Source organism: Collinsella aerofaciens ATCC 25986 (genome assembly GCF_964259375.1).
Lineage (GTDB): Bacteria > Actinomycetota > Coriobacteriia > Coriobacteriales > Coriobacteriaceae > Collinsella > Collinsella aerofaciens_BO.
The window spans coordinates 42,406-57,450 of the sequence record NZ_CAXVJM010000008.1 but is presented as its reverse complement, the minus strand read 5'-3'; the positions used below and the strand labels follow the sequence as shown (position 1 = coordinate 57,450).

The following is a 15,045-nucleotide window of genomic DNA, read 5'->3' as shown; positions in this document are numbered from 1 at the left end:
TTGAATTATCTGAGTGAGATGCTCAAATTGCCGGTCTTGGACGTCGACGGCGAAAAGCTCGGCGTGGTTAACGATTTTGGCATTGCAACCGGCGAAGTTTTTCCGCACGTGACGTCGCTCGCGTTCCGCGGTCCCGGCAAGACGCCGTTTATGATCAGCTGGCGCAAATGGGTCGACCGTATCGACGAGACGGGCGTACACCTTAAGACGTCGGCCACCGAAATCCGTTTTTCGTACTTGCAGCCGACCGAACTCTTGCTTGCCCGCGACGTGCTTAACAAGCAGATTGTCGACACGCAGGGCATGAAGGTCGTGCGCGTAAACGACATCAAGTTTTCCATGTCGGGCGAAAATCAGCTGCGCCTGCTGGGTGCCGAGGTCGGCGCCCGCGGTCTGCTGCGCGCGATCAGCCCCACACTCGAGCATGTCGTCGAGGGCTTTATGAAACATCTGGGCAAACCGCTCAGCGAGGACATTATCGCCTGGTCTTATATGGACCTGCTCGATCGCTCGACTAAGAACATCCAGCTCTCGGTGTCGCACAAGACGCTTGGCGAGCTGCATCCTGCCGACATTGCCGACATTATCGAGCAGCTCGACCCGCGCCTGCGCGCGCAGGTGTTCGCGCAGCTCGATACGGCACAGGCCGCCGAGGCCATCTCGGAGTTCGATGACGACGAGCTTATGACCGAGATGCTCGAGGGCCTGTCCGATACCGACGCATCGTCGATGCTGGCCATGATGGACCCGGACGACGCTGCCGACTTGATCGACGAACTCGATTATGAGAAGGCCGAGAAGCTCCTGCGCCTGATGGGCGTCAAGGAGGAGAAGGCGATTCGTAATCTGCTGGGCTACGAGGACAACACCGCCGGCCGCATCATGACCTCGGAGTTTGTCTCGCTGCCCGCCACGGCGACGGTCGGCGATGCCATCGAGGCGATTCGCAAACTCGACGAGGACTTTGAGAGCGTCTACTACGTCTATACCGAGGATCCGAGCGGCATGCTGACGGGCGTGCTTTCGCTGCGCACGCTGATCGTGGCCGACCGCGACGCCACGCTGGGCCAGCTCGCCTATCGCGATCTGGTCTACGTGTCGCCCGACGAGGACCAGGAAGACGTGACGGACGAGATGACCAAGTACGACCTGGTTGCCATCCCTGTCTGCGACGAGAACCGTCATATCCTGGGTATCGTGACCTTCGACGACGCCATGGACGTTATCGCCGAGGAGCATCAGGAGGACCTGCAGATCGCCGGTGTCGGCTCGGGCGATAGCGCGTCGGACGACTCGACGAACGTGCTCAGCTGGTTCGTGCATCGTCAGTACTGGGTCGTCGTGTGGGGCATCGCCTCGTGCATTATGGCGACGGTGCTGGGGACGGCGCTGGGCTCCGCGCATCTGGTGGTGTTCCCCATGTGCGCCATGCCGCTCGTGCTGCTGGCTGCCTCGCGCATGGTGTCGTTCGTCAAGAACTACTTCCTCGAGTACGACGGTCACGACGACGAGCCCAAACCGTACCTGGGATTCTTCTTCCAGAGCACGGGTATGGGCCTGATCCTTTCGCTTGTTACTTACCTGTGCGCGCAGCTGGTGCGCACCGCCGCGTTCCCCGATGCCACTATGTTTGAGGAGCAGCTCTTTACCGGCTGCTTTAATATCGCTGCCGTTATTTGCCTGGTTGGCAACATGAGCGCCGTGATTTACCTGATGGTGCTGTTCTGGCGCGATGAGCACGACCTCAATACGTCGGGTACCGCCATGAACGTCATCGCCGTCATGATCTCGTGTGTGGCGTACTGTGTTGCTGCGGTGCTGCTCACCATGTCGGTCATGGGGTAGGTGGTCGCGTGCAAAATACGAAGCAAAAGCCGAGCACCAAGCAAAAGCTGACCATCGCGGCCATCTTTGGAGCCATGGGCCCCGGTCTGCTGGCGGCGCTTTCGGGTAACGACGCCGGCGGTATCGCCACGTATTCCAGCGCGGGCGCCAGCTATGGCTATAAGATGCTCTGGATGCTTCCCGTCATGACCGTGCTGCTTATCGTGACGCAGGAGACCGCGGCGCGCTGCGGATGCGTCACGGGTAAGGGCCTGGCGTCGCTCATTCGCGAGCGCTTTGGCGTGCGCAAGAGCGTGCTGGCCATGGCGGCGCTGTTGATCGCCAACACGGCGGTGACCATCTCGGAGTTCGCGGGTATCGCGAGTGGCCTTGCTCTGTTTGGCGTTCCGGCGAGCATCTCGGTGCCGCTCGTGGCGCTGCTGGTGTGGATGCTTACCATGTCGGGCAGTTTCCAGCGCATCGAGAAGATTTTGCTGTTGGTAAGCTGCGTGTTCGTGACCTACATTGTCGCCGCGTTTATGGCTGGCCCCAACTGGGGCGAGGTCGCGGTCGACTTGGTCGTCCCCAATATTCAGAACGATCCCAGCTACGTGTCGCTCGTGGTCGCAACAATCGGTACCACCATCGCACCATGGATGATCTTCTTGGCTCAGAACAACGTGGTCGATAAGAATGCGGGCGAGGACGACATCGTGCTGCAGCGTATTGATACCGTGAGCGGTTCGATCGCTGCTGATATCATTGCGGGCTTCATTATCATCACGACCGGTACGGTGCTGTTCCCGGCGGGTATTCAGATTAGCGATGCCGCCGATGCCGCCCGCGCGCTGGAGCCCATCGCGGGCCAGTGGTCCACGGTGTTGTTTGCCTCGGGCCTGGTCGCAGCGAGCTTTTTGGCTGCCTGTGTGCTGCCGGGTGTTACGTCGAGTGCCATCTGCGAGGCTTTTGGTTGGGAGCGCGGCGCCGATCGCAGCTGGGACGAGGCCCCGGTTTACCGCGGCATCATTACGGCCATCATCGGCATTTCTGCCGTGTTGGTGCTCATGCCTGGCGTCGATTTGTTCCAGATTATGATGACCTCGCAGGTCATCAACGGCGTGCTGCTGCCCGTAGTCTTGGTATTCCAGGTAGTTATCGCGGCGGATCGCCACATTATGGGCGCCAACCGCAACGGCCGCGTATGGAACGTGCTCACGTGGGCGACTATCGGTGTGATTACGGTGCTGACGGTCGTCATGTTTGTGCTGCAAGCGATGGGCTACAGCGCGTAGCGCCTACTTTTGCTTCCGAACAGGCCGCCGCCATGGGCTGCGGCCTGTTTTTCGTCTGCTATAGGGCGTTAGTTATATGGCGGTGGGAAAAAAATGCTAAATATGAGTACTGTTGCTAAGTGAATAGCATTTACATCCAAAAAGATAATGAACATAACCTATAGTATGTTCATTAAAATTGGCTCCAATATGCCTTAAACCAGTCAGGTTGGCTGCTTTAGGGGGTTGTAGGGGTCGCTCGGACGTCATTTTGGGTGGTTTTGCCTGCTACTAAAATGGTAACAGTACTCATATTTGGCCTTTTTTGCCCACAGACCTTTGAGGTTGCGGCGAAAAGGGCTTGTTTTGATTGTTTGGGGCAGGCGCGAGGCGCGGAAACGATGTCTGGAGCGGCGGAGCGGCTTGGAATTCATCCGCAGAGGTCTTCATTGGCCGCGCCAGGAGTGCCTCCAGGTGCCGGTAGTTAAGGAGCGCCCCCTGCGGGTGTAAACAGATTTTGCTGCGCGTTACTTGTCGGTGCCCAGCTTGTGCGGCTTGTAGGCGAGGGCATTGACGAGTGCGTCGGCGGCGGATTTGACGGCTGCCGGCTGCGGATCGTTGACGTGGTCCTCGGGGTGCACGGGCAGGTCTTTCTTGACCGCATCGTGGATCAGGTTGAGGTACTCGGCCACGCCGGTGGTCGACAGGTGCGTGCCGTCGCCGTCGAACAGGTCGTTGCGGTTGGCGCTGTACCCGTACCAGTCGATAACGCGTACATTCTTGTAGCGCGTGGCGGCGTTGGCGATGGCCTGGTTCGTGGACCCGACCCACGGCTGCGGGCTACGCGTGTTTACAAATACGACGATGCGTTGATCGCCGGCATCGGCCATGATCGCGTCGACCTGGGCGTCCGTTACCAAACCGTTGGTGCCCAGGGCAAAGACCACGATCTTGCCGGCAAGGTTCTGCTGGATATAGCCCTCAAATGTCGCGCGGCCCGCATCAAACTGGCGGCCCTTTTCGGCATCGATATGGCTGTGCGGGAACACGCCGTCAAAGGAATCAACGGCGCGCAGCGACACGGAGTCGCCGATCATCAACAGGTCGTAGGAGCCATCGGGGAAGCCGTCGTTGTCCTTGTCGGTGTCGTCGGCCGCTTGCTGGTCGGTGGGCGCGGTGTTTTTGGCTTCCTTGTTCAGAACTTCGGCGCCCTCGCCGCTCAGCGCAGACGTCTCGGGCACAAAGATCAGACCGCCCAGTGCGACGACCAACACGATAGCGCAGGCTGCGCAGACAGGGACGTGCGCGCGTGCCCAGTTGGCGGGTGTGGTGGTTTCATTGCGGAATTCGGTGACGGTGCGGCCGAAGGCGCCCTTCCTAAACGGCGTTTCGATAAAGCGATAAGAGCACTCGGCTACGGCGACTACCACAAGTACCTGCAAGATGTACTGCCACCAGGGCGTATCGTTGATGTTGGCGACCGGGTTCATGAGCAACAGCAGCGGATAGTGCCACAGGTAGATGCTGTACGAGCGCTTGCCAACCCACACGAGCGGCTCGGCGGACAGCGCACGGGCAACCATTCCCTGGGGCTGCACGCAGGCCGCGATGACCATGAGCGTGAGGATGGAGCATAACAGCGTGCCGCCGCGATACTGGAACGCGGTGTAGCCGTTGGTGAGCGCGACCATGGCGGCAAGGCCAACCAGACCCACGACGCCCAACACATCGATGGATGCGGGCGAGGACCAAAAGCGCACGAGGGCGCTCGGCTGTGCCGGGGCGGTCTCGGCTGATTCGTCGGCCTTCTCGCCAGGCTTGCCCTCGGCGTTCTTGCCGTGCTTGGCGGCACCAGCCAGGCGATTGAGCCCCAAACGACGTGCGAGACGCACCGGCGCCAGGTCGCGATCGGGGATAAAGGCCATCCAGGCACCCAGCAGCAGCGAGAACACGCGGGTGTCGGTGCCGTAGTACACGCGGCTGGGGTCGGCGGCAGGGTTGTAAAGCACCATCATGGCGAGGGCGGAAACCGCGGCAAGGCCCAGAACCACGCGGCGCGTGTTGGGCTTGCTCACATGCATGGATACCATGGCAAACAGCAGAGGCGGCCAAATCAGGTAGAACTGTTCCTCGATGGCAAGCGACCAAAAGTGCGTGAGCGGCGAAGGGTCGCCCAGGGCATTGAAGTACGAGACGTTTTGGGCAATCTGCCACCAGTTGTTGAAGAACAGCAGCGACGGCAGGATGTCGGGACGCATCTTGGTGAGCATCACGTGGTTAAAGATGGTGCACAGCGCGCAGGTTACGAACACTACCGTTACCACGGCGGGGACCAGGCGACGGATGCGGCGAATCCAGAAGCTCTTAAGGTCGATGCGGCCGGTCTTGGCGACTTCGTTGAGCAGCAGGCGCGTGATTAGATAGCCCGAAAGCACAAAGAAAATCGTGACGCCAAGCAGGCCGCCCTGAGCCCACGTGAGGTTGAGGTGATAGAGCACCACCGCGACGACGGCGAGCGTACGCAGACCATCGAGCGCAGGAATGTAGCGGGACTTGGGACGAGCGGGTGCCTGCTTGTCGGCAGCGGACGAGCGTGTGGCGCCGGTGTTGGTCTTGGCTGCATGGGCGTCCTTGTTGGTGGGCGTTCGATGCGGGTTCGGGCCGCGTCGCGACTCGCCGGCGCGGCGGTCGGCGCGCGGGCGTTCGTGCAGCGCCTGGTTATCGGGCGCGCGGCGCGGTCCGCGTGGGCTCGATGGTGGGAATTGTTCCATAAAACATCATCCAATGACGAGAATAATCAGCACATATTCATTGTAGCTGCCTGCTCCTGTGAATGCTTGCTGCTGGCGCAACCTCAAGGGCGCGTTCACATCAAAGTGAACTAAAGTTATAGAGGTGCGAGGGCGCACGATCGACGGCCGACGGTGGGCATAAGGCCCGCAGATGAGGAGGTTCCCATGGCAGATCGCGGCATCGTTGCGGTGTTCGGCAGCATGAACATGGACCTTTCGGTGGCGTGCGAGCGCATGCCGCGCGCGGGTGAGACCGTCGGTGGCAGCGGTTTTATCACCAACGCCGGTGGCAAGGGCGCTAACCAGGCCGTGGCAGCTGCGCGCATGGGCGCGCGCACGTGCATGATCGGCGCGGTCGGGCGCGATGCGTTTGGCGATGTGCTCGTGGCGGGGCTTCAGGATGCCGGCGTGGGCGTTGAGTTCGTGGCACGTCGCGATGACGTGGAGACCGGTACCGCGACTATCATTCGCTGCGAGGGCGACAACCGCATCGTGCTGTCACCGGGCGCCAACCATGCGCTTGCGGGCGAGGACGTTGCCTGCGCGCTGAGACGTTTGGTGGCCGATGAGCTCGACGGCGACACCAGCGAGATTGCCCCGGCTGCCGGAAGCGTCTTTATCGCCCAGGGCGAATGTGACCTTGCAGCGACTGCCGAGGCGCTTTTTTGCGCTCACGAGCTGGGGTTCTATACGGTCTTTAATCCAGCGCCTGCCTGCGAGTTGCCTGCGGAGGCCTGGCCTGCGGTCGACCTGGTCTGCCCCAACGAGACCGAGTGCCAGGTGCTGACGGGCATCTTGCCCGCGGATGATGCGAGCTGCCTCGCGGCACTCAATGCCTTGCTCGCCAAGGGTGCCGGCGCCGCGGCCATCACGCTGGGCGGCGCCGGCTCGGTTACGCTCGGTGATGGCGGTGAGCTGCTGCGCATGCCGGCGCTTTCGAGCACGGTAGTCGATACCACGGCCGCCGGCGATACGTTTATCGGCGCGTTGGCGGCGGCTCGTCTGGAGGGCTTGCCGCTCTTTGAGTGCATGGCGGCGGGTGCTCGCGCCTCGGCGGTGACGGTGTCGCGCCTGGGCGCTCAGCAATCGATTCCCACGCGCGCCGAAGTTGAGCGCGTGTTTGATTTAGACGATTTAGTACAAGACGGAGAAGCGGAGTAGAACAATGGCAATCAAGAAGCTGATCCTTGATCTGGATATGGGTGTGGACGATGCGATGGCGCTGGCCTATGCCATCGCGAGCCCCGAGGTGGAGCTCGTGGGCATCACCACGTGCTTTGGCAACGTGCGCGTCGAGCAATCGGCGCACAACTGCCTGGCGGTGCTCGACCTGTTGGGTCGTCCCGAGGTGCCGGTGTACCTGGGCGCCGATCGTCCCATTAAGGCGACTGAGCCCTATACACCGCCGGCGTCCACCACGCTCATCCACGGCAAGAACGGCATTGGCGGGGCGAGCGTGCCCGCGTCGCCGTACGAGCCGGTGGGGGCGACGTCGGCCGACGGTAACGCGGCGGTCGATTATCTGATCGATGCCGCGCGCACCTATGGCCCCGATCTGATCTACGTGGCGACCGGTCCGCTCTCCAACCTGGCACTTGCCTTGGAGCGCGATGCGGCGGCGATGATGTCTATCGGTCGCGTGGTCGTGATGGGCGGCGCCCTGACCGTGCCCGGAAACGTGAGCGCGGGCGCCGAGGCCAACATGGCAAGTGATCCCGAGGCGGCCGATGCCGTACTGCGTTCGGGCCGCAAGCTCACTATGGTGGGTCTGGATGTGACGCATCGCGTGGTGCTCACACGCCGCGACATTGCCGGCTGGACGGGCTCGGGCACCATGGCGGGCTGCGCATTTGCGAGCATGGTGGAGCACTACATTGGCTCGTACGAGATGAACGCACCCTACCTGGGTGGCTGTGCGCTGCACGATCCTCTGGCCGTTGCCGTGGCGATCGACCCCACGCTCGTGGGTGCGCTCGGCTGCAATCTGCGTGTTGATCTGCTGGGCGAGTATCGCGGCCGCACCATCTGCGATGAGCGTCGTGTGGCCGACCCCGACAAGGGCGCACTCGTGGCGCTGACCGTCGACGCCCCGCGCTTCCTGTCCGAGTTCAAGACGCGTATGGCCCGTGTCCTGGGTTAATAGATTTCCGCGCCCCGCCCCATGTAGTCAATTTGGGACGGGGCTTTTTTAGCTACCGAGTAAATGTGCCCGTTGGGGGGAATAGTCGTGCCACTTCGCTTGACAACAGGCTAAACTAGCTCATAAATATTTACTACTCTGTTTAGATTGAATTTGCGGTCGTTTATTTGCCGAGCCATCGAGCCCCGATGCTCCGCCACGGCCGTTACTAGGGGGAACAATGGCCAAAGCAAGTGTTCGCGAGATCAGCCGCATCACCGGTTTTTCGCCTGCGACCGTGTCCAACGCACTCAACCGCAAGCGTAGCGTGAGCGAGGAGACCGCCAAGGTCATCCTGGAGTGCGCGCAGTCGCTCGGCTACCAGCAATCGACGCAGCTCGAGAGCATCCAGTTTGTGCTTGCGCGCAAGACGGGCGCCATCTTGGACGAGAGCACCTTCCATCCCGCGGTCATCGAGGGCGTGGAGCGCCAGGCGCGCCGTCACGGCATGAGCACGAGCTTTGTCTCGCTCGACTTTAGCGACCTGGACGCCGTGCGCCCGCAGGTCGAGGGCCTGATTGCCGATCCGGCCGCCGCTATCGTGCTGATGGGTACCGAGCTGGGTGAGGAAGATTACGCCTTGTTTGCCAACGCTGCCGCCCACCTGATCGTGCTCGATGGCTGGAGCGATCGTCAGTACTTTGATGCCGTAGTTATTGCCAACACCGATTCGGTGCTGCGTGCCGTGGACTACCTTATCGAGAAAGGTCACAAGCAAATCGGCTATCTGGCGGGCGACCTTCGTATCCGCAACTTTAAGGACCGCGAGCGCGGCTATCGCCACGCGCTTGAGGATGCGGACCTTGAGGCTAACCCAACATGGCGCGTCACGCTGGGCACCACGCTCGAGGGCGCCTATCGCGACATGGGCACGTGGCTCGACAATTCCTCGCGCGACGATCTGCCAACGGCTTTCTTTGCCGAAAACGACGTGCTCGCCGTAGGCGCCATGCGCGCGCTCAACGAGCACGGTATTCGCGTGCCCGAGGATGTTTCGATCATCGGCTTTGACGACCTATCTCTGGGTGCCTTCTCCAACCCGCCGCTCACCACGGTGCATGTTCCCAAACACGAGGTGGGCGAGATCGCGGTGCGCCGTCTGGTGGGCAACATCCGCAATCCCAAGAGCTATACCTGCAAAACGGCCGTGTCGACCTATTTTGTCGAGCGCCAGAGCGTGCGTGAAATCTAGGCGGAACGGCGCCAGGCCTCAGAGCGGAAAAGTCCGCCAAAGGCAACCATACATAACGCTACCAAGAGGGGGTCCTTCGGGGCCCTCTTTTTGTTGCCCTTGTATGTTCAGATTGTTTACATATCGTTTAGGCTGATTTCTCTACCGTCCACGGGTATTTCGCGCTAAACTTCTAAACATAAGAGTAAAACATTTAGTAAACAGAATAAAACGAAACACACGTCTGTTTACTGAACATGTGATTAGGGGAGGACGTACATGGACAAGATCAAGCTCGGCTTTGTGCCCACGCGCCGCAGCATCTTTAGCGCGCCGGACGCGATCAAGTATCGCGGCCTTACGGCTGATCGCCTGCGCGAGATCGGTGTCGACATTGTGGATATCGATGACATCAATGACGAGGGCCTGCTGTTCGACGACAGCCATATCGAGCCTATCGTCAAGAAGTTCCGCGCCGAGGGCGTCGACGGCATCATGCTGTGCCACGCCAACTTTGGTACCGAGTACGTCTGCGCTCGCCTTGCCCGCGAGCTCGGCCTGCCCGTGCTGCTGTGGGGCCCGCGCGACGAGCGCCCCGAGCCCGACGGCACCCGTCTGCGCGATAGCCAGTGCGGCCTGTTCGCCACTGGCAAGGTCCTGCGCCGCTTCCAGGTGCCCTTTACCTACATGACCAACTGCCGCCTGACCGACCCCGAGTTCGAGCGCGGCGTCTGGGACTTTTTGGCCGTGTGCAACGTGGTCAAGACCTTCAAGCGCACCCGCATCCTGCAGATGGCCACCCGTCCGTTCGACTTCTGGTCGACCATGTGCAACGAGGGCGAGCTGCTCGAGAAGTTCAACATCCAGCTTTCGCCCATCCCCATGGCCGAGCTTGTCCAGGCCGTGCGCGACGCCCAGGCCGACGAGCAGGCCATGACCGCCATGCTTGCCCACATCAACGACAGCTTTGAGATCTGCATCCCCGAGGACAAGGTTCCCGCGGTCGCCGGTCTTGCCATCGCCATGAAGCGCTTGGTCGAGAAGTACGGCTGCAACGCCGGTGCCATTCAGTGCTGGAACGCCCTTCAGGACGAGCTGGGCATTATGCCCTGCGCCGCCAACGCCATCCTCAACGAGATGGGCATTCCTATCGTATGCGAGACCGATATCCATGGCGCTGTCACCGCACTGATGGTCGAGGCCGCCGACCTGGGCCGTCACCGTGGCATGTTCGCCGACTGGACCGTGCGCCATCCCGATAACGAGAACGGCGAGCTGCTGCAGCACTGCGGCCCCTGGCCCTGCAGCTGCGCGGCCGTCAAGCCCAAGCTCACCTACCCGCTGGCTTTCGACCACCCCGGTGCGCTGACGGCCGAGGCCAAGCACGGCGACCTCACCCTTGCCCGCTTTGACGGCGACAACGGCGAGTACTCGCTGCTGCTGGGCAACGCCCGCGGCATCGACGGCCCGGCCGGCATGGGCACTTACCTGTGGGTCGAGGTCGAGAACCTCAAGCGCCTCGAGGCCAAGATCGTCGAGGGCCCCTACATCCACCACTGCGTCGCTATTCACGCCAACGTGGTGCCGGTGCTCTACGAGGCGTGCAAGTACCTCGGCATCCAGCCCGACCTGTACGACCCCATCGAAGAAGACGTTAAAGCCTACCTGCGAGGAGAGTAGAAATGGCAACTATCGAAGAGCTTGAATCCCTGCGTTGGGACCTTCGCCGCGATTGCGTCGATATCATCATGGCTGGCGCCGGCGGCCACATCGGCGGCGACATGTCGGTCATCGACGCCCTCATGACCCTCTACGCCAACCACCTCAACATTTCGCCCGAGACCGTCGACGATCCCAACCGCGACCGCTTCGTGCTCTCCAAGGGCCACGCCATGGAAGCCTACTACGCGGTGCTCTGCCACGAGGGCTATCTGGACCTCGACGACGTTAAGGCCCGCTTCTCCAAGTTCGGCAGCCCCTACATCGGCCACCCCAACAACAAACTCAAGGGCATCGAGATGAACTCGGGCTCGCTGGGTCACGGCCTGCCCGTGGCCGTGGGCATGGCGCTCGCCGGCAAGATGGACGGTCGCGACTACCGCGTCTACACCATCATGGGCGATGGCGAGCTTGCCGAGGGCTCGGTCTGGGAGGGCGCCATGAGCGGTGGCAACTACCGGCTCGATAACCTGTGCGCGCTCGTGGACCGCAACCGCCTGCAGATCAGCGGCAGCACCGAGGACGTTATGAAGCAGGACAGCCAGGAGGAGCGCTGGGCTGCCTTTGGGTGGAACGTGCTGTCCATTCCGGGCAACGACGTCCAGGCTATTGACGCTGCGCTGACGCTTGCTGCCGAGACCAAGGGTAAGCCCACGGTCATCATCCTCAACACGGTGAAGGGCTACGGCTCGTCCGTCATGGAGGACAAGGCCAGCTGGCATCACCACCTGCCCAACGATGAGGAATATGCCCAGATCATCGCCGATTTCGCTGCCCATAAGGAGGCCATCAATGGCTAACAAGATCGCCAATCGCAAGGTTATCTGCGACACGCTGCTCGAGGCCGCGAAGACCGATAAAGACATCGTCGTCTTGTGCTCCGACTCCCGTGGCTCCGCGTCGCTCACGCCGTTCTTTGATCAGTATCCCCAGCAGTCCGTTGAGGTCGGCATCGCCGAGCAGGACCTGGTGAGCATCGCCGCCGGTATGGCTTCGTGCGGCAAGAAGGCCTGGGCCGCCTCGCCGGCATCCTTTGTGACCACGCGCTCGTATGAGCAGTGCAAGGTCGACGTCTCGTACTCCAACACCAACGTCAAACTCATCGGCATCTCGGGCGGCGTGTCCTACGGCGCTCTGGGTATGAGCCACCACTCCGCGCAGGATATCGCCGCCATGAGCGCGATTCCCAACATGCGCGTGTATCTGCCGAGCGACCGCTTCCAGACCGCCGAGCTCGTGCGCGCCCTGGTAGCCGATAACAAGCCGGCCTATATCCGCGTGGGGCGCAATCCGGTCGAGGACGTGTACACCGAGGGCGAGTGCCCGTTCCAGGTGGATCGCGCCACCTGGGTGCGTCGCGGTACCGATGTGACGCTTGTCGCCACCGGTGAGATGGTCCGCCATGCCGTGGACGCCGCCGATCTGCTGGCCGAGCAGGGCATCTCGGCAACGGTGCTCGATATGTACTGCGTCAAGCCGCTCGATGCCGAGGCCGTGATCGAGGCCGCCGGTGCCACGCGCGCCGTCGTGACCGTCGAGGAGCACAGCCCCTTCGGCGGCCTGGGTTCCATGGTCGCGCAGGTCGTGGGCGAGCATTGCCCGCGTCCGGTCAAGTGCCTCTCCCTGCCCGATGCGCCGGTCATCACCGGCACGAGCCCCGAGGTCTTCGCGCACTACGGCCTGACGGGTGCCGGAATCGCGCAGACCGTCGCCGAGTTCTTGCCCGCAGAGTAACTGGAATGTGACAAAGGGACCGCCCCTTTGTCACATTCGTTTTGAAAGGGGTGGCCATGGGCCGCTACATCATCGGAATCGATCAATCCACGCAGGGCACCAAGGCGCTGCTGGTAGACGAGGGCGGCCATTTGATTCATCGTGCCGACCGTTCGCATCGCCAGATTGTCAACGAGGTCGGCTGGGTGAGCCATGATCCGGCCGAGATTGCCACCAATGTGCTGGCCGTGGCACGTGCCGTGGTGGAGGAGACCGGGGTCGATCCGGCCGACGTCGCCGGTATCGGCATCTCCAACCAGCGCGAGACCACCGTTGCCTGGAACCGCACGACGGGCGAGCCGCTGTGCGACGCCGTGGTGTGGCAGTGCGCCCGCGCCCGCGAGCTGTGCGACAAGCTGGCCGCGCGCGAGGGTGCGGCCGAGCTGGTGCGTGACACGACGGGCCTGGTGCTCTCGCCCTACTACCCGGCGGGCAAGATGGCTTGGATCCTCGCGAACGTTCCCGCTGCTGCCGAGGCCGCGGCGGCTGGCGAACTGTGCCTGGGCACCATCGATGCCTGGGTGGTCTGGACGCTCACGGGCGGCGCAGAGTTCCGCTGCGACTGGTCCAACGCCAGCCGCACGCAGCTCTTTGACCTGCGCCGTGGCTGCTGGAGCGAGCCGGTGTGCGAGGCCTTTGGCGTTGACGTGGCCTGCCTGCCGCAGGTGACCGATTCCGATGGCCTGTTCGGCATGACGGACCTGGGCGGTTTTTTGCCGGCACCCGTGCCCATTCACGGCGTGCTCGGCGACAGCCATGCCGCCTTGTTTGCGCAGGGCTGCCATAGCCGCGGCATGGCCAAGGCGACCTATGGCACCGGCAGCTCGGTCATGATGAACGTCGGCGACGAGTTCGTCGCCAGCTCGCACGGCCTTTCGAGCTCGCTTGCGTGGCGTATGGACGGCGTGACCGAGTATGTGCTCGAAGGCAACGTGAGCTACGCCGGCGCCGTCAAGACCTGGCTGCGCGACGACCTGGAGCTTATCAATAACCCCGAGGAAGTCACCGACCTGTGCTACGCCGCCAATCCGGCGAGCCGCGTCTACTTTGTGCCGGCGTTCACTGGCCTGGGCGCGCCGCACTGGGCGAGTGACGCCGAGGGCTGCGTCTTTGGCATGACACGCACCACGGGCCGCGCGGAGTTCGTAAAGGCCGCCGATGAGTCGATTGCCTATCAGATCTTCGACGTAATCGATGCGATGGTCGAGGATTCGGGCGCGGCGCTGGCCGAGCTTCGCGTTGATGGTGGCCCCACGCGCGATGCCTACCTGATGCAGTTTGAGAGCGACCTGGTGGGCTCGCCCATTCGCATCGCAAGCAACGACGAGATGAGCGGCCTGGGCGCGGCTTGGGCCTGCGGTATTGCGCTCGGCATGTACACGCGCGACGTCGTCGATGTCTACGGCGCCCGTGGCATCGTGGAGCCTTCGATGCCCGCGGATGAGCGAGCCAAAAAGATCGCCGGCTGGCGCCATGCGGTGGCAGCGACAATCGCGTATACCGCCTAGCATGATTTTTCTGGGACGGGGATCAAATAATCACTGGTCTTCGTCCCAGGTAGCTAATTTGGGACGGGGCTTTTTTGACTGGTATGATTGGTGCGACCATTCGAACCAGCTAAAAGAGCCCGTCCCAATTTGACTATCGAGAGGATCTGCCATGGAGCGCATCGCGAGCTTTTCTGTCGATCATCTGCTGCTTGAGCCCGGCGTGTACGTGAGCCGCATCGACCGCGATCCGGCGACCGGCACTGCCGTCACCACCTTTGACCTGCGCCTGACCACGCCCAACAAGGAACCGGTCATGAACACGGCGGAGTGCCATACCATCGAGCACCTGGGTGCGACGTTTCTGCGCAATCATGCCGAGTGGTCGAGCCGTATCGTCTACTTTGGCCCCATGGGCTGCCGCACGGGCTTTTACCTGGTCGTGTTTGGCGAGGTGACGAGCGAGGAGATTTTGCCGCTCGTGCGTGAGCTGTTTGAGTTCGTCGCCGGCTTTGAGGGTGATGTCCCCGGCGCCGCTCCCGAGGAGTGTGGCAACTACCTGGATCAGAACCTCCCCATGGCCAACTGGCTCGCGCGCCGCTACCTCGACCGCGACCTGGCCGATATCGACGAGAAGCACCTGCACTACCAGCAGGCGTAAGGATTGCCTTCTGCTTCTAAACCGTTCACATGGAGATATCGACCGTTTAACTGTTTAGTAATGTTTACACGAGGTCATTTACGGTGTTTCGCTTAAACTGGCAACCAGAGTGATATTCAGGCAAGGCTCCTGAAGCAGCATCTGTCGACATTGATTGTCGGATTCTGC

11 protein-coding genes are annotated in these 15,045 nt (G+C 62.0%); 10 read left to right on the top strand and 1 reads right to left on the bottom strand.

The window, feature by feature from the left end:
- Both ACEXKH_RS05065 and ACEXKH_RS05060 read left to right on the top strand, forming a co-directional pair.
- Nucleotides 1–1,845 carry a magnesium transporter gene (locus ACEXKH_RS05065; RefSeq protein ID WP_373573314.1) on the top strand — a complete coding sequence of 615 codons (1,845 nt, stop codon included), beginning with the start codon at nt 1–3 and terminating at the stop codon, nt 1,843–1,845.
- 74 nt (nt 1,846–1,919) lie between these two features.
- Nucleotides 1,920–3,116, top strand: coding sequence for an Nramp family divalent metal transporter (locus ACEXKH_RS05060; RefSeq protein ID WP_055252163.1), 1,197 nt, complete (start codon nt 1,920–1,922; stop codon nt 3,114–3,116).
- 506 nt (nt 3,117–3,622) lie between these two features.
- Here the strand turns inward: ACEXKH_RS05060 and ACEXKH_RS05055 are convergent.
- Nucleotides 3,623–5,866 carry an acyltransferase family protein gene (locus ACEXKH_RS05055; RefSeq protein WP_373573313.1) on the bottom strand — a complete coding sequence of 748 codons (2,244 nt, stop codon included), beginning with the start codon at nt 5,864–5,866 and terminating at the stop codon, nt 3,623–3,625.
- 186 nt (nt 5,867–6,052) lie between these two features.
- Between ACEXKH_RS05055 and ACEXKH_RS05050 the strand changes: the two genes are divergently transcribed.
- The 8 genes from ACEXKH_RS05050 (at nt 6,053) to ACEXKH_RS05015 (ending at nt 14,877) form a co-directional block, all read left to right on the top strand.
- Nucleotides 6,053–7,048, top strand: a complete 996-nt coding sequence (locus tag ACEXKH_RS05050) for a ribokinase (RefSeq protein ID WP_373573312.1) — start codon at nt 6,053–6,055, stop codon at nt 7,046–7,048.
- Between the two features lie 4 nt (nt 7,049–7,052).
- On the top strand, nt 7,053–8,027 hold the full coding sequence (locus tag ACEXKH_RS05045; RefSeq protein WP_373573311.1) for a nucleoside hydrolase: 975 nt from the start codon (nt 7,053–7,055) through the stop codon (nt 8,025–8,027).
- A gap of 220 nt (nt 8,028–8,247) precedes the next feature.
- Nucleotides 8,248–9,258, top strand: coding sequence for a LacI family DNA-binding transcriptional regulator (locus tag ACEXKH_RS05040; RefSeq protein WP_373573310.1), 1,011 nt, complete (start codon nt 8,248–8,250; stop codon nt 9,256–9,258).
- A gap of 258 nt (nt 9,259–9,516) precedes the next feature.
- On the top strand, nt 9,517–10,917 hold the full coding sequence (locus ACEXKH_RS05035) for an L-fucose/L-arabinose isomerase family protein (RefSeq protein WP_373573309.1): 1,401 nt from the start codon (nt 9,517–9,519) through the stop codon (nt 10,915–10,917).
- Nucleotides 10,918–10,919: 2 nt separating this feature from the next.
- Nucleotides 10,920–11,756: a transketolase gene (locus ACEXKH_RS05030; RefSeq protein WP_373573308.1), complete on the top strand. Its 837-nt coding sequence runs from the start codon at nt 10,920–10,922 to the stop codon at nt 11,754–11,756.
- Nucleotides 11,749–12,690: a transketolase family protein gene (locus ACEXKH_RS05025; RefSeq protein ID WP_373573307.1), complete on the top strand. Its 942-nt coding sequence runs from the start codon at nt 11,749–11,751 to the stop codon at nt 12,688–12,690. The genes ACEXKH_RS05030 and ACEXKH_RS05025 overlap by 8 nt, the downstream gene beginning before the upstream one ends.
- 56 nt (nt 12,691–12,746) lie before the next feature.
- Entirely contained in the window at nt 12,747–14,237 is a 1,491-nt protein-coding gene (locus ACEXKH_RS05020) for an FGGY family carbohydrate kinase (protein WP_373573306.1), read from the top strand.
- 151 nt (nt 14,238–14,388) lie between these two features.
- Complete coding sequence (locus ACEXKH_RS05015) at nt 14,389–14,877, top strand: S-ribosylhomocysteine lyase (protein ID WP_373573305.1); 489 nt, start codon at nt 14,389–14,391, stop codon at nt 14,875–14,877.
- The last annotated feature ends 168 nt before the right edge of the window (nt 14,878–15,045 follow it).

Excerpts from the sequence above, each read along its gene's own strand:
- ACEXKH_RS05060 (WP_055252163.1), top strand. The coding sequence starts at position 1,920 with ATGGGCCCCGGTCTGCTGGCGGCGCTTTCGGGTAACGACGCCGGCGGT.
- ACEXKH_RS05055 (WP_373573313.1), bottom strand. The coding sequence starts at position 5,866 with ATGGAACAATTCCCACCATCGAGCCCACGCGGACCGCGCCGCGCGCCC.
- ACEXKH_RS05050 (WP_373573312.1), top strand. The coding sequence starts at position 6,053 with ATGGCAGATCGCGGCATCGTTGCGGTGTTCGGCAGCATGAACATGGAC.
- ACEXKH_RS05045 (WP_373573311.1), top strand. The coding sequence starts at position 7,053 with ATGGCAATCAAGAAGCTGATCCTTGATCTGGATATGGGTGTGGACGAT.
- ACEXKH_RS05040 (WP_373573310.1), top strand. The coding sequence starts at position 8,248 with ATGGCCAAAGCAAGTGTTCGCGAGATCAGCCGCATCACCGGTTTTTCG.
- ACEXKH_RS05035 (WP_373573309.1), top strand. The coding sequence starts at position 9,517 with ATGGACAAGATCAAGCTCGGCTTTGTGCCCACGCGCCGCAGCATCTTT.
- ACEXKH_RS05030 (WP_373573308.1), top strand. The coding sequence starts at position 10,920 with ATGGCAACTATCGAAGAGCTTGAATCCCTGCGTTGGGACCTTCGCCGC.
- ACEXKH_RS05025 (WP_373573307.1), top strand. The coding sequence starts at position 11,749 with ATGGCTAACAAGATCGCCAATCGCAAGGTTATCTGCGACACGCTGCTC.
- ACEXKH_RS05020 (WP_373573306.1), top strand. The coding sequence starts at position 12,747 with ATGGGCCGCTACATCATCGGAATCGATCAATCCACGCAGGGCACCAAG.
- ACEXKH_RS05015 (WP_373573305.1), top strand. The coding sequence starts at position 14,389 with ATGGAGCGCATCGCGAGCTTTTCTGTCGATCATCTGCTGCTTGAGCCC.